Annotated in this window: 17 protein-coding genes; 8 read left to right on the plus strand and 9 right to left on the minus strand. The window is 65.4% G+C overall.

The genetic code is table 11. The features are described 5' to 3' along the window. The first annotated feature begins 39 nt into the window (after positions 1-39). A complete protein-coding gene (locus tag AC0L30_RS03360; RefSeq protein ID WP_245286067.1) occupies positions 40-156 on the plus strand; it encodes a Flp family type IVb pilin in 117 nt (38 codons plus the stop codon). Here the strand turns inward: AC0L30_RS03360 and AC0L30_RS03365 are convergent. Together AC0L30_RS03365 and AC0L30_RS03370 are read right to left on the minus strand one after the other, a co-directional pair. Beyond that, positions 137-1,393: an MFS transporter gene (locus tag AC0L30_RS03365; RefSeq protein WP_007590594.1), complete on the minus strand. Its 1,257-nt coding sequence runs from the start codon at positions 1,391-1,393 to the stop codon at positions 137-139. The genes AC0L30_RS03360 and AC0L30_RS03365 overlap by 20 nt on opposite strands. Continuing rightward, positions 1,390-2,805: an amidase gene (locus tag AC0L30_RS03370; RefSeq protein ID WP_473403751.1), complete on the minus strand. Its 1,416-nt coding sequence runs from the start codon at positions 2,803-2,805 to the stop codon at positions 1,390-1,392. The genes AC0L30_RS03365 and AC0L30_RS03370 overlap by 4 nt, the downstream gene beginning before the upstream one ends. On the opposite strand from AC0L30_RS03370, the gene AC0L30_RS03375 reads away from it, so the two are divergent. Next, a complete protein-coding gene (locus AC0L30_RS03375) occupies positions 2,804-3,529 on the plus strand; it encodes a CGNR zinc finger domain-containing protein (protein WP_473403752.1) in 726 nt (241 codons plus the stop codon). The genes AC0L30_RS03370 and AC0L30_RS03375 overlap by 2 nt on opposite strands. Before the next feature lie 11 nt (positions 3,530-3,540). On the opposite strand, the gene moaC is transcribed toward AC0L30_RS03375, so the two are convergent. The 4 genes from moaC to AC0L30_RS03395 are packed head-to-tail and all read right to left on the minus strand — an operon-like array spanning position 3,541 to position 7,805. Continuing rightward, on the minus strand, positions 3,541-4,053 hold the full coding sequence (moaC, locus tag AC0L30_RS03380; RefSeq protein WP_473403753.1) for a cyclic pyranopterin monophosphate synthase MoaC: 513 nt from the start codon (positions 4,051-4,053) through the stop codon (positions 3,541-3,543). Next, a complete protein-coding gene (trpC, locus tag AC0L30_RS03385) occupies positions 4,053-4,871 on the minus strand; it encodes an indole-3-glycerol phosphate synthase TrpC (RefSeq protein WP_473403754.1) in 819 nt (272 codons plus the stop codon). The genes moaC and trpC overlap by 1 nt, the downstream gene beginning before the upstream one ends. 7 nt (positions 4,872-4,878) lie before the next feature. Beyond that, positions 4,879-5,892 carry an anthranilate phosphoribosyltransferase gene (gene trpD / locus AC0L30_RS03390; protein WP_007590600.1) on the minus strand — a complete coding sequence of 338 codons (1,014 nt, stop codon included), beginning with the start codon at positions 5,890-5,892 and terminating at the stop codon, positions 4,879-4,881. 14 nt (positions 5,893-5,906) lie between these two features. After that, on the minus strand, positions 5,907-7,805 hold the full coding sequence (locus tag AC0L30_RS03395) for a peptidylprolyl isomerase (protein ID WP_219682177.1): 1,899 nt from the start codon (positions 7,803-7,805) through the stop codon (positions 5,907-5,909). A 223-nt stretch (positions 7,806-8,028) separates the two neighbouring features. On the opposite strand from AC0L30_RS03395, the gene tpiA reads away from it, so the two are divergent. The 3 genes from tpiA to AC0L30_RS03410 all read left to right on the plus strand — a co-directional run bounded on the left by tpiA (position 8,029) and on the right by AC0L30_RS03410 (position 11,109). Beyond that, a complete protein-coding gene (gene tpiA, locus AC0L30_RS03400) occupies positions 8,029-8,784 on the plus strand; it encodes a triose-phosphate isomerase (protein WP_473403755.1) in 756 nt (251 codons plus the stop codon). 140 nt (positions 8,785-8,924) lie between these two features. Further along, a complete protein-coding gene (gene secG / locus AC0L30_RS03405) occupies positions 8,925-9,311 on the plus strand; it encodes a preprotein translocase subunit SecG (protein ID WP_007590603.1) in 387 nt (128 codons plus the stop codon). A 166-nt stretch (positions 9,312-9,477) separates the two neighbouring features. Next, positions 9,478-11,109, plus strand: a complete 1,632-nt coding sequence (locus AC0L30_RS03410) for a CTP synthase (RefSeq protein ID WP_007590604.1) — start codon at positions 9,478-9,480, stop codon at positions 11,107-11,109. A 5-nt stretch (positions 11,110-11,114) separates the two neighbouring features. Here AC0L30_RS03410 and AC0L30_RS03415 read toward each other — a convergent pair whose 3' ends face one another. From AC0L30_RS03415 to AC0L30_RS03425, 3 genes are all read right to left on the minus strand, one after another. Beyond that, on the minus strand, positions 11,115-11,777 hold the full coding sequence (locus tag AC0L30_RS03415) for a class I SAM-dependent methyltransferase (protein ID WP_219682174.1): 663 nt from the start codon (positions 11,775-11,777) through the stop codon (positions 11,115-11,117). Positions 11,778-11,880: 103 nt separating this feature from the next. Then, positions 11,881-13,257 (minus strand): sensor histidine kinase, encoded by a 1,377-nt coding sequence (locus AC0L30_RS03420; RefSeq protein WP_473403756.1) that lies wholly within the window; start codon positions 13,255-13,257, stop codon positions 11,881-11,883. Beyond that, entirely contained in the window at positions 13,254-13,928 is a 675-nt protein-coding gene (locus tag AC0L30_RS03425; RefSeq protein WP_473403757.1) for a response regulator transcription factor, read from the minus strand. The genes AC0L30_RS03420 and AC0L30_RS03425 overlap by 4 nt, the downstream gene beginning before the upstream one ends. 197 nt (positions 13,929-14,125) lie before the next feature. Here AC0L30_RS03425 and AC0L30_RS03430 point away from each other — a divergent pair, with 197 nt between their 5' ends. From AC0L30_RS03430 to AC0L30_RS03440, 3 genes are all read left to right on the plus strand, one after another. Continuing rightward, positions 14,126-14,452: an NIPSNAP family protein gene (locus AC0L30_RS03430; RefSeq protein WP_007590607.1), complete on the plus strand. Its 327-nt coding sequence runs from the start codon at positions 14,126-14,128 to the stop codon at positions 14,450-14,452. Between the two features lie 125 nt (positions 14,453-14,577). Then, positions 14,578-15,441, plus strand: coding sequence for a 3-deoxy-8-phosphooctulonate synthase (kdsA, locus tag AC0L30_RS03435; protein ID WP_354170770.1), 864 nt, complete (start codon positions 14,578-14,580; stop codon positions 15,439-15,441). Continuing rightward, positions 15,441-16,649, plus strand: coding sequence for an MFS transporter (locus tag AC0L30_RS03440; RefSeq protein WP_473403758.1), 1,209 nt, complete (start codon positions 15,441-15,443; stop codon positions 16,647-16,649). The genes kdsA and AC0L30_RS03440 overlap by 1 nt, the downstream gene beginning before the upstream one ends. Positions 16,650-16,725: the final 76 nt, after the last annotated feature.

The following is a 16,725-nucleotide window of genomic DNA, read 5'->3' on the forward strand; positions in this document are numbered from 1 at the left end:
TGCAGCATTGTCGGAAGCTTCCGCGCGGCCGGACAATTTCTGCCGACCATCGCGCTGATCGCCGCCGGCATCGCGCTTGCGATCATTGCCGTGGTGAACGGCCTGGGCAGCAAGCTCAATTCAAAATTCGGGGCGATCAGCGCGTCGTTGCGCTGATCGGCCGGGTTTCGCTGCGCGCCAGTATCGCCAACACGATCAGTGCCGCGACGATGTTCGCGGCGGCGCTGATCAGGATCGGCAAAGTATAGCTGTGATTGAGGTCGTAGGCGAAGCCGGCCGCACTCGGACCAACCAATGTCCCGAACGCCACGCTGGTGTAGAGAATGCCGATGATTCCGCTGACGTTGCGTCCGCCAAAATAGTCCATGACCACGGCGGGCAGCACCGCGACCCAGCCGCCGTAGAACACGCCGTAAATGAAGGCAAAAGCGGCGAGGGTCCGGACATCAGCGGCAATGGCCCAGATCGCCATCGCGAACGCCATTCCGATCATGACCATGATCAGAGAGCGATCGCGGCCCATCCGGTCGGCGATCGCGCCGAGAAAGAAGCGACCAGCGGTGCTGCCGGCCCCGATCACGCCCAGCAGCAGCACGGCAGAGGACGCCGCGACACCGTGGTCGCGCGCGTAAGGCACGAGATGAACGAATGGAACGAAGGCGCCGAACGAGCAGACCAGACACGATGCGTAAAGGGCGACAAAACGCGTCGACCGGACCGCCTCGCGCACCGAGGCGCCGCCGGCGTTGACCGTGTCCGCCGCGTCGCAAGGCGGATCGCCGTCGGGCCGGAGGCCGCGGTCCTTCGGATCGTTCTCGATGAGCATCGACATCCCGCCGCCCAGCACCAGCGCAATCGCGCCCAGCGCCAGATAGGCGCCGCGCCAGCCCATCGATGCGATCAGCAAGGAGGCGAGCGGCGGCATTGCCAGCGTGCCGAGCCCGATGCCGCTCACCGCGAGCCCAGAGGCAAAGCCGCGGCGCTTGACGAACCAGCGTTGCACCGCGCCGATTGCCGGAACATAGGCGCAGCCGACGCCGAGGCCGACACCGAGCCCGTAGGCGAGATAGACCTCCACGAGGGAACGTGCAGCGCTCGCGGCCGCAAGTCCAACCGCCATTAGGACCATGCCCGCTACGGCCAGTGGACGCGAACCGAGCCGGTCGGCGAGGGGACCGCTGACGAGTCCGAGAGCGAAGTACAGAAAGCCGGCAATCGAGAACACCAGCGAGATTGAACCACGGGAGGCGCCGAAATCGCGCTGGAGCGGCTCCAGAAATGCGCTGAAGGTGTAGACAGAACCAAAGCCGACGAACATCACGGCAAATGCCGCCGCGACCACGAACCAGCCGTGGAAAATGCTTCGACCTACGGGATTGAATGGAATGGTCAATGCTGCCTCCGCGAGGTGAGGGAAGGATGGCGACGATGCCACGACGTGACACGCTGGAATGCAGCGCCAGCGCGAACCAGCGTGGCCTCGTCGAGATGGGCGGCGACAAGCTGGAACGCGATCGGCAGTCCGTCCGCCGATGCACCACCTGGTAGCGTGATCGTGGGATGACCGGTCATGTCGAACGGGCAGGTGTAGCGCTGCAGCTTCGCGATCAGATCCGGCTGCTCGCCGAGCGTCCGGATCATGGCCAGCGTCAACGGCGCGAAAGGGTGGACCGGGATCAGCAGCAGGTCGATGGTCTCGAACAGTGCTGTCACCTGGCCGCGCAGTGCCAGCCGCCGCAGCAGGATCTTCTGATAATCGAGACCGGAGAGCGCGCGACCAGCCTCGAGCAGCGAGCCGAGGATTGGGCCATACTCATTCTTGCGGACAGGATAGGTCGCCTCGTGCGCGACCGCAGCTTCCACCGCACAATTAGGGGTCCAGTCGGCGATCGCCTGTTCTACGTCGGGAAATCTGACGTTGACGGTGTGGGCGCCAAGCGCACGAAAAGCATCGATGGCATCCGCCAACACGTGCTGTGTCGCAACGTCCACGTCCTCGCCGTTCCAGGCAGCGTCGACACCGATCCGCAGGCCCCGCACGTCCCGTGCGGCCGCGGCAAGATAGTCAGGCACCGGATTGAGCAGCGACGTCGGGTCGTTCGGGTCGTGTCCGGCGATGACCCCAAGCAGTACGCCGGCATCGACCGCGCTGCGGCCGATCGGTCCGATATGGTCGAGCGTCGCGGCCAGCTCGAACGTGCCGTGGCGGCTGACGCGGCCCCAGCTCGGCTTCAGCCCGGTCAGGCCGTTGGCGGCGCAGGGCCAGCGGATCGAGCCACCGGTGTCGGAGCCAAGTGAGCCGAAGCAAAGTCCGGCGGCCGTCGCGACCGCCGAGCCGCTGGACGAGATACCCGGCCAGTAATCCGGATTCCATGGATTTCTCGGTGGCGTCACCAGCGGGTGGTGATCGGAATAGGCGCCCTCGGTGAGCTGCAACTTGCCGAGCACCACACCGCCTGCATCCCTGATCCTGCGCGTGACGGTCGCATCTTCACCAGGACGGAAATCGCGATGAAGCGTGGTGCCGGCCGCCGTCGGAATGCCCTTGGTCCAAAACAGATCCTTCAGCGCAATCGGCACGCCATGCAGGGGGCCCCGATACTGGCCATTTGCGATCTCAGCGTCCGCGGCCTCCGCCTCGGCGATAGCCGTTTCCGGCATCACGTGAACGTAGCTGCCGAGTTCATGGTCCAGGGCGTCGATACGGTCGAGTTGCGCGCGCGTCACCTCCAACGCGGAGATTTCGCGCGCCTCGAGGCGTGCAGCAAGCTCGATGAGTTCGAGATAGTGCGGGGCTTCGGCCATGGCGTTCTCCATTTTGTCATCGCAACCTCGCTCGATTTCGATGAGATGCAGACACCTGTATAATAAATATACCGGTGTCTGTTGCTGTCAACCGGTAAATGTGTTTTACTGGTGTTCCAATTCTCCGGGTATTCCGATGTCGAAAGAGTCACGCAAGTTCCAGGTTCCTGACGCGTTGGCGAACATCTACGATTTCGCCAACACGCTCGATGTTCGCCACTTCTCGCATTTCGGGGTGGAGCACCCGCAGAGCGACGAACTTGCCGGGATGAAGCAGCTCGCGGACTGGATGCAGGAGCGCGGCCTCGGCGGCGGGCGCATCACGCCCGCAATGTTCGCGACCGCGCTGCGGCTGCGCGAAGCGCTACGCGCCTATCTGCAATGCGAGCCGGCCGAGCGGCGCCGGAACAAGGAGGTTCTCGGCGCGCTCGGTGACGCGCTCGCGGCGTTTCCGTTGCGGGTGGAGGCGCGGGTTGGCTGCGGCGCAGTATTATCGGCGATGCGCGACGATGCGCTCGCCGGCCTGTCGGCTATCGCCATTGAGTTGCACAACGCAACGCTTGTGGGAACGTTGGACCGGTTGAAGATGTGCGCCTCTGAGGAATGCCGGCGGGTGTTCTTCGATCGGTCGAAGCCATCGACGCGGCGGTGGTGCATGTCGACGCTGTGCGGCAATCGGATGAAGACGCGTGCCTATCGCGAGCGGCAGCGCGAGGCGAAATAGATTAGCCGCAATCAGACGCGGTAATGGCCGGACTTGCCGCCGAGCTTCTCGACCAGATGGATGCCTTCGATGCGCACGCCGCGTTCCACCGCCTTGATCATGTCGTAGATGGTGAGGCAGGCGACCGAGACGGCGGTGAGCGCTTCCATCTCGACGCCGGTCGGTCCCGTGACCTTCACGCTGGCGCGGACGAGGCAGCCCGGCAGCTTTGCGTCGGGCTCGATTTCGACCGTCACCTTCGACAGCGCGAGCGGATGGCAGAGCGGGATCAGCTCCGCGGTGCGCTTGGCGGCCATGATGCCGGCGATGCGGGCGGTGCCGAGCACGTCGCCCTTCTTGGCGTTGCCGGACACGATCAGGTCAAGCGTCGCCCTGGTCATGATGACGCGTCCTTCCGCGACCGCGAGCCGCTCGCTCGCGGGCTTGTCCGACACGTCAACCATCCGCGCCTCGCCGGAAGCGCCGATATGGGTGAGGGCAGGGCCGGTCTTGGTCGGTTTGGCCTTTGCGGGCTGACGCGCCATCAGTTCGTGCCTGTGGCGCGCGCGGTCTCGCGCGCCAGCAGTGTGCGCGTCGCAGCGGTAACGTCGGCTTGCCGCATCAGGCTCTCGCCGACCAGGAAGGTCGACATGCCGACGCGCTCGAGCCGGGCGAGATCGGCGGGCGTGAAGATGCCGCTCTCGCCGACCATCAGCCGGTCGCCGGGGATCAGCGGAGCCAATGTTTCGCTGGTCGCAAGCGTGGTTTCGAAGGTGCGCAAATTGCGATTGTTGACGCCGATCATCGGCGAACGCAGCTTCAGCGCGCGGTCAAGCTCGGCGCGGTCGTGGATCTCGATCAGTACGTCCATGCCATAGGCGATGGCGGCGTCCTCGAGCTCTTTGGCCGTGGCATCATCGAGCGCCGCCATGATGATCAGGATGCAGTCGGCGCCGTGCGCGCGGGCCTCCGCCACCTGATAAGTGTCGAACATGAAATCCTTGCGCAGCACCGGCAGTGACGTTGCCGCGCGGCCCGCCACCATGAAGTCGAGATGGCCCTGGAACGAGGGCGTGTCCGTCAGCACCGACAGGCAGGCAGCGCCCCCGGCCTCATAGGCCCTGGCAAGCAACGGCGGATCGAAATCGGCGCGGATCAGGCCCTTTGACGGCGAGGCCTTCTTCACCTCCGCGATCAGCGCGAAGTCGCCATTGGCGTGCTTGGCCCTGATCGCGCGCAGGAAGCCGCGCGGTGCTGGTTGCGCCCTGGCCTTCGCCTCCACCGCCGACAGCGGCTGCGCGCGCTTGGCCGCAGCGATTTCCTCGCGCTTGTAGGCTTCGATCTTGGTCAAGATGTCCGACATGTCAGGCTCAGTCGTTAGAGACCGCGATCAGATGTTTCAGCCGCGCGCGCGCCGCTCCGCTGTCGAGTGATTTTGCGCCGATCACGACACCTTCCTTGAGATCCCTGGCACGCCCGGCCACGACCAATGCGGCAGCGGCGTTGATCAGCGCGACGTCACGGTAGGGGCTCGGCTTGCCGTCGAGCACGCCCTGCAAGGCGATAGCGTTGGCGTCGGCGTCGCCGCCTTTGAGTGCACCGGCCTCGCAGCGCGGCAGGCCCGCGTCCTCCGGTGTCACCTCGAAATTCCGGATCTCGCCATTGTGGAGCGCGGAGACGAAGGTCGGGCCGGTGAGGGTGATCTCGTCGAGGCCATCGGAACCGTGCACGACCCAGGCGGATTCGGAGCCGAGGTTCTTGAGCACTTGCGCCAGCGGCTGCACCCATTGCCGGGAGAACACGCCGACCATCTGCCGCTTCACGCCGGCTGGGTTGGTCAGCGGCCCGAGCAGATTGAAAATCGTGCGCGTGGCAAGCTCCACCCGGGTCGGGCCGACGTTCTTCATGGCGGGATGATGGGCGGGGGCGAACATGAAGCCGATGCCGCATTCGCGCACGCAGCGACCGACCTGCTCGGGCCTCAGATCGATCTTCACCCCGAGCGAGGCCAGCACGTCGGCGGTGCCCGAGCGCGACGACAGCGCGCGGTTGCCGTGTTTGGCGACCGGCAGGCCTGTGCCCGAGACGATGAAGGAGGCACAGGTCGAGACGTTGACCGAGCCGGAGCCGTCGCCGCCGGTGCCGACGATGTCGACGGCCTCGGGCGGTGCCGCCACGGTCAGCATCTTGGAGCGCATTGCCATGACCGCGCCGGTGATCTCGTCGACGGTCTCGCCGCGCACCCGCAGCGCCATCAAGAGGCCGCCCATCTGCGAAGGCGTGGCTTCGCCGGACATCAGGGCGTCGAAGGCGGACGCCGCTTCGTCACGCGACAGGCTGGCGCCGGTCGCCACTTTTCCAATGATCGATTTCAGGTCGTCCATCGCGTGCTTTCAACTCACTGGTTCGCGCCGGTCACCTGCGCGAAGGCGGCCTGATTAATGGTGGTCCCGATGTCGGTTTCAAGCTTGTTGACGTAGGAAGCGACCTGCTCCTCGGTCTGCGCGCGGTCGAGAGTGTCCTTCAGCTTCTTGATCGCCTCGGACCCGGCATCGACCGTGGGATCGATGATCTCAGTGACGCGGAACACGATCACCTCGGTGCCGCCGGTCACTGCCGTCTGCCCGACGCCGTCCTTGCCGACGCGGAAGGCGGCCGACACGACGGTTGCGGGCACGCTGGCGGGCGAGTCGTCGCGCTTGAAGCCGCTGGCGGTCTCGACCTTGGCGCCGATCGCGGCTGCTTCGTCGGCGAGCTTGCCGCCAGATTCAAGCTTCTGCACGATCTCGGTCGCCTTGGCCTTCAGCTTGGTCGCGATCTGGTCCTGGCGCCAGCGCGCCTCGACCTGGTCGCGGACCTCGTCGAGATTGCGGTCGCGCGACGGCGTGATGGCAAGCACGTCGTACCAGACATAGCCGCCCTTGAACGAGATCGAGTCGTTGTCGACGCCGACATCGGTGTTGAAGGCCTGCGACACCACGTCGAGGCCCTGCGGAATGCCGGAGACCGGCTGGCCGCTCGGGGCGCGGCCGGAACGGTCGACGGCGTCGATGGTCACGGCGGTGAGGCCTAGCTTCTGCGCCGCGTCGATCACGCTGGCACCGCCGCCGCGCTCGTCTTCCATCTTGTCGCGAAGATCGGCGACCTTGACGCGCGCTCGCTCGGTGGCGATCTCGCGCTTGATGTCGGCGGCAACGCTCGCGTAGTTCGCCTCCACGCCTGGCTCGATCTTTTCGACCTTGACGATCGACGTGCCGAGACGGCCCTGGATGGGCTGGCTGATTTCACCGGCGGGAAGCGCGAAGACAGCGTCTCCAACTGCGGGATCGAGCGAGGATTTGGTCACGAGCCCGAGATCGACGTCGGACGCGCTCAGTCCGCGCTCCTTGCCGAGGTCCTCGAACGACGTCCCGCTGGTGAGCCGCTCGCGTGCGGCCTGCGCCTCGGCGGCGTTGGGAAATACGATCTGCTGGATCTGGCGCTTCTCCGGCGTGCCGAGCCGATCCTTGCGCTGCTCGAACGCTTTCTTGGCGTCCTCGTCCGACACCTCGCTCCACTTGCCGATCTCCTCCGGCGAGACCACGACGAACGCGATCTTGCGATATTCGGGCGCGCGGAACTGGACCTTGTGATCCTCGAAATAGGCGGCGAGCGCCTCGGGCGATGGCGCGTCAATGGTGCCTGCCTGGGCTGCGTCGAGCCTGACGAATTCAATGGCGCGCTGCTCGTTCTGGAAGCGCGTCAGCACGTCGAGCATCGCCTTCGGCGGCTCGATACCGGCACCGATGGTGCCGGTGATCTGCCGACGCAGCGAGACCTTGCGCTGCTCGGAGACGTAGCGCTGCTCGGTGTAGCCGAAATTGCGGATCACGGACTGGAAGCGGTTCGGATCGAAGTTGCCGCCGACGCCCTTGAAGTTCGGGTCGTTCATGATGAGCTGGCGGATCTGGTCGTCCGACTGGCCGAGCCCGAGCCGGCGCGCCTCTTCGTCGAGGGCAGCTTCCGCGATCGTCTGCTGGAGCACCTGACGGTCGAGGCCGAAGGCGCGCGCCTGTTCAGGCGACAGCGGCCGGCCGAACTGGCGGCTGATCTGCTGGAGGCGATCGGTGTAAATCTGGCGGAACTCGTTCAACGAAATCTCGGTGCCGCCGACCTTGGCCACGGTGGATTGCCCAAAGCCCTTGAAGATGTCGGCAATGCCCCAAACGCCGAAACTGATGATCAGCACGCCCATCACAACGGCCATAATGGTCTTGCCGAGCCAGTTTGATGAGGCCTTGCGCATTCCTCGAAGCATTTGGTCCAACTTGTTTGGCAGGAGGGGAACGGGAGCGCGTCTTAATGCAGATTCCGCAAAAGCGCGTCACCAAATTGATCAATCATCATAAAGTGGTGGCTTTCCCCCCGCAACCTCGGGTCTAGCAGGCTTTCGATCCCTGCGGTTAAAAGCCCCTGGACTCTGGAACTGCCACGGGACCTCTGCTAGCGCATGAACAAACCGAATTTCGCTGGAATTTGACATGACCGATGCCATCCGCCCCCTGATCGCCGGCAACTGGAAAATGAACGGCCTGAAGGCCTCGACTGCCGAATTCGACGCCATGCTCAATGGCGCGGCAGAGGTGGCCGGCAAAGCCGACCTGCTGGTTTGCCCGCCGGCGACCCTGATCGCTGCCTTTGCCGAGAAGGCGCGCGGCACGAAGATCGCGGTGGGGGCCCAGGATTGCCACCCCAAGTCCTCCGGCGCCCATACCGGCGATATCGCCGCCGAAATGCTGGCGGATTCGGGTGCGACCGCGATCATCGTCGGCCATTCCGAGCGCCGCGCCGACCACGGCGAGGGCGATGCCTTGATCCGGCAGAAGGCTGAGGCCGCCTGGCGCGCCGGGGCGACGGCTATCGTCTGCATCGGCGAGACGCAGGGCCAGCGCGATGCTGGCCAGACCCTGGACATCCTGCGCGGCCAGCTCACCGGCTCGCTGCCGGATGGCTCGACCGCCGCCAATCTTGTCGTGGCCTATGAGCCGGTCTGGGCAATCGGCACCGGCCTGACCCCGACGTCCCGGGATGCCGAGCAGATTCATGGGTTTATCCGAGAATTCCTGACCTCCCGGTTCAAGGCCGACGGCGCCGGGATGCGCATCCTCTATGGCGGCTCGGTCAAGCCGTCGAACGCGGCGGAGCTGATGGCCGTGAAGAACGTCAATGGCGCGCTGGTCGGCGGAGCCAGCCTGAAGGCGGCCGATTTCCTTGCGATTGCGCAGGGCTGTCCCTAGCTAACTCCAAACCTTAGGACCCGGCGGATCGGGGGTGGCAATGCCCCCTCCGATCGTGTAACACCGCGCAACTTCAGGAAAACCCGCGAAGCACGATTGGCCGCCGTCTCGGCGCTGTCGGCTTGTGACGGAAGGACACTATGCAGACTGTTGTCATCGTCATTCACCTCATGATCGTCACCGTCATGATCGGCGCCGTCCTGCTCCAGAAGTCGGAAGGCGGGGGCCTCGGCATGGGAGGTGGCGCAGGCTTCATGTCGAGCCGCGGCACCGCGAACCTTTTGACGCGGACCACCGCAATTTTGGCCGTTGGCTTCTTCCTCACCAGCCTGTTCCTGTCCTGGTATGCCGGCTACGACCGCAAGCCGTCGTCGATCATCGGCGCGCCGGCGTCGCAGACCCAGCCGGCCGGTGGCGGACCGATCGCTCCGCCGACCTCGGGCGGCATCCTGGATTCGCTGAAGAAGGCCGACGAGCAGCAGCAGGCTCCGGCACCGAGCGGCCCGCAAGTACCGCGTTCGCAATAAAGCAGGGGGGCCATGCAGGGCGGCTTCTACCGTCCTGGATCAACAATCCCCATCAAGGCTCTGTCACCACTCTTAGTTCTGGCTCACCCACAGCCCCGCAAAATGTTTGGGGCGGAATACGAATCGCTTTGGCGAATCGAATTCGAGGGATTAGAGGTTAAGCCCCATGGCGCGGTACATATTCATCACCGGCGGCGTGGTTTCTTCGCTCGGCAAGGGTCTGGCTTCAGCGGCACTCGGTGCCCTGTTGCAAGCCCGGGGCTACAAGGTCCGCCTCCGCAAGCTCGATCCCTATCTCAACCTCGATCCCGGAACGATGTCGCCGTATCAGCACGGCGAAGTGTTCGTGACGGATGACGGCGCGGAGACCGACCTCGATCTCGGCCACTACGAGCGCTTCACCGGGCGCCCGGCGACCAAGGCCGACAACATCACGACCGGGCGCATCTACCAGGACATCATCTCCAAGGAGCGGCGCGGCGATTATCTCGGCGCCACCATCCAGGTGGTTCCGCATGTCACCAACGCCATCAAGGATTTCGTCCTCGACGGCAACGACGATTACGACTTCGTGCTGGTCGAGATCGGTGGCACCGTCGGCGACATCGAGGGCCTGCCGTTCTTCGAGGCGATCCGCCAGCTCAAGAACGAGCTGCCGCGCGATCACGCCATCTACATTCATCTGACGCTGCTGCCTTACATCCCGAGCGCCGGTGAGCTGAAGACAAAGCCGACGCAGCACTCCGTCAAGGAGCTGCGCTCGATCGGCATCCAGCCGGACATCCTGCTCTGCCGTACCGATCGCGAGATCCCGAAGGAGGAACGGCGCAAGCTCGGGCTGTTCTGTAACGTGCGCGAGAGCGCCGTCATCGAGGCGCGCGACGCCGACAGCATCTACGCTGTCCCTCAGGCTTATCATGCCGCAGGCCTCGACGACGAAGTGCTTGCCGCCTTCGGCATCGGCTCGCGGATTCCGCCGGAGCTGCGGAGCTGGCAGCAGATCAACGAGCGCATTCGCAATCCCGAGGGCAACGTCACCATCGCCATCGTCGGTAAGTATACCGGCATGAAGGATGCGTATAAGTCGCTGATCGAGGCGCTCTCGCATGGCGGCATCGCCAACAAGGTGAAGGTGAATCTCGACTGGATCGAAAGCGAGATCTTCGAGAAGGAAGATCCCGCGCCGTTCCTCGAGCACGTCAACGGCATTCTGGTGCCTGGTGGATTCGGCCAGCGCGGCGCCGAAGGCAAGATCCGCGCGGCGCAGTTCGCGCGCGAGCGCGACGTGCCGTATTTCGGCATCTGCTTCGGCATGCAGATGGCGGTGATCGAGGCAGCTCGGAATCTCGTCGGGATCGAGGAGGCCAACTCCACCGAGTTCGGCCCGACCAAGGAGCCCCTGGTCGGCCTGATGACGGAATGGCTGCGCGGCAACGAGCTCGAGAAGCGCACCAACGCCGGCGATCTCGGCGGCACGATGCGCTTGGGCGCCTATCCCGCAGCGCTCAATCGCGGCAGCCGCGTCTCGGAGGTCTATGGCGGCGCGACCGAGATTTCTGAGCGCCACCGCCATCGCTACGAGGTCAACACCGCCTACAAGGATCGCCTCGAGCAGCACGGGCTGAAATTCTCGGGCCTGTCGCCCGACGGCGTGCTGCCGGAGATCGTCGAGTACGAGGATCACCCCTGGTTCATCGGCGTCCAGTTCCATCCCGAACTGAAGTCGCGCCCCTTCGAGCCGCATCCGCTGTTCGCGTCGTTCATTCGTGCGGCGATGGTGCAGAGCCGCCTGGTGTAAGCGGCTCAGGGCGTGGCGGTGCAGTCACGTGCGAGAAGCATCGGCTCCGGCGCAGCCGGCATTGACGTATCAGGCGCAAGCGATCCCGTGACGAGCTTCATCTGCGGTCGTCGCGTCAGCTTGTAGACGGCGGCCGGCGGCACGTTCAGCAGGGCACGATCCACCAGCTTTGCGCGCAAGCCTAGCCGGTCGAGCACGGGCCGCGGGATCGGGCAACTCATGCCATAGGTGAACTGGTAGAACGCGCCGCCGGGGCGGACATGACTGAACGCGCCACCGACGATCGAGACGACCTTGCGCGTCGACATGTTGAGCAGCGGCAGGCCGCTCACGACCGCGCCGACGGGTGCGCCGTCATAGAGGCGTTCCGCTGCCAGCCGCCCCGCATCCATCCACAAGACGCGCGCGTTGGGGAAACGCATCTGTAGCAGCTTCATGAAGTCGGAGCCGTATTCGACCAGCGTGAGGTCCTGCTGGCGCACGCCGCGTTTGAGCAGCTTGTAGGTGAACGCGCCGGTGCCGGGGCCGAGCTCGAGAACAGGGCCGGTCGATGCGGTGATCTCGCGGGTGATGAGATCGGCCAGCGCCGCGCCTGACGGCGCGATCGCGCCGACGCGACGCGGGGCTGACATCCATGACAGGAAGAACGAGAGGAAATCGTTGGGCATGCGCACTCCGGCATCTTGGTTGCGCCTCGCAGGTCAGAGGTGAGGCGGCCGAACAATCGCTTGCGTGCATTGCGACAGCATTGCGTGTCGCATGCCGATTGCGTCAATTCTCCCGGACCGGCGGCAGCGATATCCTGAAGCACGCGCCGCCGATCGCTCCGTCCGCGACCGAGATGTGGCCGCCATGCAGGAGCACGATCTCGCGCACCATGTTGAGGCCGAGGCCGGCACCGCGATCGAGCGGCGTCAGCCGATAGAATGGCTCGAATATCTGTTCGCGCTGATCGGCCGGAATGCCGGCGCCTTCGTCCGTGACCTCGATGCTCGCGGGCCTAGTTACACGAATGCCGATGGTGCCGCGGCGAGGGCCGTGCTGGATCGCATTCTGCACGAGGTTGGTCAGCGCGCGCTCCAGCGCCGCCGCATCGCCGATCGTTTCGACCGGCGTGGCGGGGGCATCGAGCGCCAGCTCGTAGCCGGCGGCAATGGCCAGCGGCGCGAGATCTGCGGCCGCGCTTTGCGCGATTGCGACGAGGTCGACGCGCGTGAAGGGCTGGCCGCAGCGGTCGAGGCGCTGAATGTCGAGCAGTTGCTCGGCAAGCGTAGCCAGCCGCGCGGCATCCTCCAGCAGTCGGGTCTTCTCCGGCCCCGCCGGAAGCGACTCCAGCCGCGTGTTCAGGATTGCGATTGGCGTGCGCAACTCGTGTGCGGCATCGGCGACGAAGCGCTTGTGGCGGGCATAGCCTTGGTCTAGCCGCGCCAGCGCGTCGTTGACCGCGGTCACGAGCGGCATGACCTCCAGCGGAATCCGGTCCAGCGACAGCCGCGCGCCGCGTTGATGGATGTCGATGCGCCGCGCCTGGTCCGCCGTCGCATCGATCCCCCTAAAGGCGCGCCGCACGATCATCGGTGTGGCAATGAAGGTCGCCGTACCCATGAGGAGCAGTCCGGGCAGGGCGATGCCGAGCAGTGCAAGCGACGTCATGAACAACGCCTTGGCGCCGGTGAGCCTGCCTTGCGTCGCCGTGATGATTTGCACATTGCCGGCGTCGGTGTCGACCCGCTTCAGCCGCGCCGGGGGCTTGCGCGGATCGTCCTCCAATAGCTGCCAGCCGAGCCGTGCCTGGCTGATCTGGTCGAGGCTGCTGCCGATGGCGGCGAACTCGGCCGGCACGGCGCCTTCGCTGAGCGAATGCCCCTGCCTGTCGCGGACCAGGAACCAGAGATCGGGGGTCTCGCTGCGCAATTGTTTCAGCTCGGTCGTCGATCGCAGGGCCAGGTCGCCTTGCGCGTCGCGCGCGAGCGCGCGCTGGACGATTTCGATCACGCGATCTTCGTCGCGCCCGGCGATCGCGAACCCCGACGCGCTCAACGCCCCGACGATGACGGCAACGAGCGCCGTGAGCAGCACCGCCTGGAGCGACAGCAGGCGCCAGCTCAGCCGCGAGCGCAGGCAATAGGGATCGTGGTGCTTGCTCATGGCAGCTTCTTCAAGAGATAGCCGACGCCGCGGATGCCGTGGATCTCCACGCGCGCATCGGCTTCCGAGAGTTTGCGGCGCAGTCGCGACACGTGTGTATCGAGCGCATTCGACTGGATCTCGTCGTCGAAACTGTAGACGGCTTCTTCCAGCGCCGAGCGCAGCACGGTTCGGCCCATGCGGCGGACCAGGGCTTCCAGCACGAGGAGCTCGCGTCGCGGCAGATCGAGGGGAGCCCCGTCGATGCTTGCCTCGCGATGGCCGAAATCGAAAGCGAGGCGGCCGGCGTGCATGATGTCGGGCTGCATCCCGGCGGGCCGGCGCAGCACGGCGCGCAGCCGCGCCAGTAATTCCTCCACCGCGAACGGCTTTGACAGATAATCATCCGCCCCGCAGTCCAGTCCGGCGACACGATCGGCGAGTTCGCCGCGCGCCGTCAACACGATGATCGGCACGCCGTCGGCGCGCGCCCGCAGTTTCGGGATCAGGGTGAGACCGTCGCCATCGGGAAGCTGGCGATCGAGCAGGACGGCGGCGTGGACGTCGGCAGAAATGGCCTCTTCCGCCTCGGCGAGCGTTGGGGCGTGGTCGACCACCATATCGTAGCGCTTCAGCGCCGACGCCAGCGCGTCCGCCATTTCGGCCTCGTCCTCGACGAGCAAAATCCGCATGATCCGCACCTCAACCTCAATCGCGCCAATCTAGCGGCCGTATCATTGCGGCAGCATTGCGGGAACCGGCTGCGGGACGGGGACTTTGAGCGGACCCTAGCCATGCGCGGAACGCCACCGGGGGCGGCCGAGCGGGCCTCAAGACACCGTCAGGGCCAGCCGTTATAACCCCCGGACCTGATCAGGGAGGAACAAGAATGATTTATGAAATGCGCATCTATCGCTGCGTGCCCGGCCGCCTGCCGGCGCTGCTCAAGCGGTTCGAGACCGTCACGCTGAAGGTGTGGGAAAAGCACGGCATCAGGCAGGCCGGGTTTTTCACGACCCTGATCGGTGAATCCAACCAGGAGCTGACCTATTTCCTGGCCTGGGAGTCGCTCGCCGAGCGCGAGAAGAAGTGGGCCGCCTTCATGACCGATCCGGACTGGATGAAAGGACGCGCCGAGAGCGAGGCGGACGGGCAGATTGTCGGCAATATTGTCAGCCAGATCCTGGCGCCGACCGCCTTCTCGGCGGTGAAGTAGAGGCGGCCGGCGCTCGGGCGTCGCCGGGAGCCTGGGCGCAACCCTGATATTCTGGGAGCCTAGGCCGAATGGGGTTGATCCGCCCTTCATCGCGGCTATGGTCGCGCCGAAACGAGGGATTTGCCTTGAGCTCTTCGACGTCAGCGGCGCCGGTCGTCACCATTGGCAAGGTCAAATTCGGCAATGATCTGCCGATCTCGATCATTGCCGGGCCGTGTCAGCTCGAAAGCCGCCAGCATGCGCTGGAGGTGGCCTCCGCGCTGAAGGAGATCGCCGCGCGACTGCAGATCGGCCTCGTCTACAAGACCTCATTCGACAAGGCCAATCGCACCAGCGCGTCGGCTGCGCGTGGCCTCGGGCTTGCCCAGTCGCTGCCGATCTTTGCCGAAATCCGATCGTCGCTCGGCCTGCCGGTCCTGACCGACGTGCATGACGCCGCGCAGTGCGCCGAGGTGGCGCAGGCGGTGGACATCCTGCAGATTCCCGCCTTTCTGTGTCGCCAGACCGATCTGCTGCTCGCGGCCGCCGCGACCGGCAAGGTCGTCAACGTCAAGAAGGGGCAGTTTCTCGCACCCTGGGATATGGCCAACGTCGTGTCCAAGATCACGAGCGCGAACAATCCCAACGTGCTCGTGACCGAACGCGGTGCGTCCTTCGGCTACAACACGCTGGTCTCGGACATGCGCGCGTTGCCGATCCTGGCGCGTACCACCGGCGCACCCGTGATCTTCGACGCCACCCATTCGGTGCAACAGCCGGGCGGGAAGGGGACGTCTTCCGGAGGCGAGCGCGAATTCGTGCCGGTGCTCGCACGCGCAGCCGTCGCTGTCGGTGTTGCCGGTGTCTTCATCGAGACCCATCCCGACCCTGACAGCGCGCCGTCGGACGGACCCAACATGGTGCCGCTGCGCGAGTTCGAGGCGCTGATTCGAAGGCTGCTGGCGTTCGACGCGCTCGCCAAAGATTTTACCAAAGCCGACCCGCGCTGATGCAGCAAGGCGAGGCGCGGGCGCACGATCACGGCCTGCCGGCCGCGCTCTACGTCATCTCCGGTGCAAGCTTCGCCGCGGCGCTCTCCGCGCGCGCGCTCGATCCGGTGCTGCCGCACGTCGCCGAGGATTTTGGCGTCAGTATCGCGACCGCTGCCGGCTTTGCCGCGGTGTTCGCCTTCACCTTCTCGATCATCCAGCCGATCGTCGGCGCGGCCGCCGATCTGTTCGGCAAGACGCGGCTGATGATCGGCTGCCTCGCGCTGCTCGGCCTTGCCAACATCCTGGGCTCGCTCTCGACCTCGTTCTCGGTTCTGTTCGCGACCCGTATCCTCGCCGGCATCGGCTCCGGCGGCGTGTTTCCGGTGGCGCTCAGCCTGACCAGCGATCTCGTCGGTCCGGAGAAACGCCAGGTCGCGATCAGCCGCACGCTCGCCGGCGCGATGACGGGCAATCTGCTCGGCGCCTCCGCTTCCGGCTTGATCGGCGATTTCCTCGGCTGGCGCGGCGTGCTGGCGGTGCTCGGGGTGCTCGTGATTGTTGCGTCGGTCGCGGTCGCCGCCGGTTTTCGTGGCGCCAAGGTCAAGCATCCGCCGAAGACGAGCCTGTCGGCGCTGAAGGCGGGCTATCGCACCATCTTCACCAACCCGAACGCCTATGTCTGTTATTCGGCGGTGTTCATCGAAGGCTGCTGCGTGCTCGGCCTGTTTCCCTACATCGCCTCGTTCCTGTTCGAGCTCGGTCAGACCTCGCTCTCGATCGCGGGCATCGTCATCGCGGGATTTGCGGTCGGCGGCTTGTTCTACACGCTGACGGTGTCGCGCCTGCTGCCATGGCTGGGCATGAAGGGCATGATGATCGCGGGCATGACGCTGGTCGCTTCGCAGCTCGTTGTCGTCGCCTTCGGCCCGCGCTGGGAAGTGCAGGCGCTCAATCTTGTCGTGATGGGCTGGGGCTTCTACATCGCCCATGGTTGCCTTCAGATGTTTGCCAGCGAGCTCTCGGTCGAAGCACGCGCCACCGCGCTGTCGCTGCATTCGTTCTTCTTCTTCATGGGGCAGACGGTCGGGCCGCTCGCCTATGGCCTTGGCCTCCAGCATGGCGGCAAGATGCCGACCCTGTTCGCGAGCGCCGCGATCATGGTGGCGCTCGGTTTCGTGTGCGCGCGGCTGTTGAAGCAGCGGGCGCCATCCGATGCGCGGACCTGACGGAAGTATCGAACTACCGGCCAGATCAACGGTCGCGCTTCTGTTCGCTGGCACAATGCGCAACTCGCGTCACCGT

Source organism: Bradyrhizobium sp. MI1.11, assembly GCF_055811255.1.

Bases quoted from the DNA above. Each gene is read 5' to 3' on its own strand.
- secG (WP_007590603.1), top strand. From the start codon at position 8,925: ATGCAGACTGTTGTCATCGTCATTCACCTCATGATCGTCACCGTCATG.
- AC0L30_RS03430 (WP_007590607.1), top strand. From the start codon at position 14,126: ATGATTTATGAAATGCGCATCTATCGCTGCGTGCCCGGCCGCCTGCCG.
- AC0L30_RS03440 (WP_473403758.1), top strand. From the start codon at position 15,441: ATGCAGCAAGGCGAGGCGCGGGCGCACGATCACGGCCTGCCGGCCGCG.
- AC0L30_RS03395 (WP_219682177.1), bottom strand. From the start codon at position 7,805: ATGCTTCGAGGAATGCGCAAGGCCTCATCAAACTGGCTCGGCAAGACC.
- AC0L30_RS03420 (WP_473403756.1), bottom strand. From the start codon at position 13,257: ATGAGCAAGCACCACGATCCCTATTGCCTGCGCTCGCGGCTGAGCTGG.
- AC0L30_RS03425 (WP_473403757.1), bottom strand. From the start codon at position 13,928: ATGCGGATTTTGCTCGTCGAGGACGAGGCCGAAATGGCGGACGCGCTG.
- AC0L30_RS03375 (WP_473403752.1), top strand. From the start codon at position 2,804: ATGGCGTTCTCCATTTTGTCATCGCAACCTCGCTCGATTTCGATGAGA.
- tpiA (WP_473403755.1), top strand. From the start codon at position 8,029: ATGACCGATGCCATCCGCCCCCTGATCGCCGGCAACTGGAAAATGAAC.
- moaC (WP_473403753.1), bottom strand. From the start codon at position 4,053: ATGGCGCGTCAGCCCGCAAAGGCCAAACCGACCAAGACCGGCCCTGCC.
- AC0L30_RS03410 (WP_007590604.1), top strand. From the start codon at position 9,478: ATGGCGCGGTACATATTCATCACCGGCGGCGTGGTTTCTTCGCTCGGC.
- trpC (WP_473403754.1), bottom strand. From the start codon at position 4,871: ATGTCGGACATCTTGACCAAGATCGAAGCCTACAAGCGCGAGGAAATC.
- trpD (WP_007590600.1), bottom strand. From the start codon at position 5,892: ATGGACGACCTGAAATCGATCATTGGAAAAGTGGCGACCGGCGCCAGC.
- AC0L30_RS03415 (WP_219682174.1), bottom strand. From the start codon at position 11,777: ATGCCCAACGATTTCCTCTCGTTCTTCCTGTCATGGATGTCAGCCCCG.
- AC0L30_RS03370 (WP_473403751.1), bottom strand. From the start codon at position 2,805: ATGGCCGAAGCCCCGCACTATCTCGAACTCATCGAGCTTGCTGCACGC.